Raw genomic sequence first — 820 nt, forward strand, 5'->3', positions numbered from 1 at the left:
TAAATTAAATCTAATTCATTGACCGTTGGAATCAGCCCAACGGTCTTTTCCTATGCAATTGCTTCGGTTGCCGGAACTTTTATTCCTCAATTGGGGTCATCTGATAAAGTGCATCTTCAAATCTAGCTTTCAGCCCTGCATCAATTTCGTAGACCCCTTCATGTTGTTGATGATATTCCATCCAGTCATCTATACCTTCATCAAAATAAGCGAAAATCCTTTCAAGTTCTTGCTTAGTAAACTGCATTGATATCATTCCGCCACCAACTTTCTTCCACATTCGTGGCAAAACTTCCGTCTGATATAAATACAAGTGCCATCTTCGTATCCTTCCGGGTAAGCTTTAATACGAATAGTTCTCCCGGTTGTATCAACGTGCACATAATCTTTGTTTTCTACTTCATGAATGGAACCGTCGCAATATTTACACATCTATTCCGACACATCCTTTCTTCTTTCTCCGTAAATTGAACAACGTCGCCTCAATTTTTTAATTTTCCGTTCATTCTCCAATGTCGGAATCAATTTGAATTGCCTCTTTGCTTCTTTCAATTGGCTTCTAACACCTCTGAGAGCATCTGAATAGATTTCTTTAGGTAGATTATTCATTTCATACCTCCCAACTTAACTGACCGTCATCAATGTAGGTCAGAAACCTACATTTTCGATGGTCCTTTTCCTACATTTTCAATGGCCATCTTTTTTCTTACTTGATAGGCTGAGTTAGCCGATTTATTAAATCTATTTTCTTATTCCTTTAAATATTGCTTGTGGTAAAATAATGAGCAGAAGGTGAATATACTATGCCCATTGAATTAGA

The 820-nt window shown here is 37.2% G+C and carries 2 protein-coding genes; both read right to left on the bottom strand.

Features of this window, described 5'->3' with window-relative positions; genetic code table 11:
• Positions 1-79 precede the first annotated feature (79 nt).
• On the bottom strand, positions 80-280 hold the full coding sequence (locus PGP85_RS20350) for a hypothetical protein (RefSeq protein ID WP_270329067.1): 201 nt from the start codon (positions 278-280) through the stop codon (positions 80-82).
• Positions 281-432: 152 nt separating this feature from the next.
• Positions 433-609, bottom strand: coding sequence for a hypothetical protein (locus PGP85_RS20355; RefSeq protein WP_270329068.1), 177 nt, complete (start codon positions 607-609; stop codon positions 433-435).
• Between the last annotated feature and the right edge of the window lie 211 nt (positions 610-820).

It is taken from the genome of Enterococcus malodoratus (assembly GCF_027659535.1).
Lineage (GTDB): Bacteria > Bacillota > Bacilli > Lactobacillales > Enterococcaceae > Enterococcus_A > Enterococcus_A malodoratus.

Excerpts from the sequence above, each read along its gene's own strand:
- PGP85_RS20350 (WP_270329067.1), bottom strand. The coding sequence starts at position 280 with ATGTGGAAGAAAGTTGGTGGCGGAATGATATCAATGCAGTTTACTAAG.
- PGP85_RS20355 (WP_270329068.1), bottom strand. The coding sequence starts at position 609 with ATGAATAATCTACCTAAAGAAATCTATTCAGATGCTCTCAGAGGTGTT.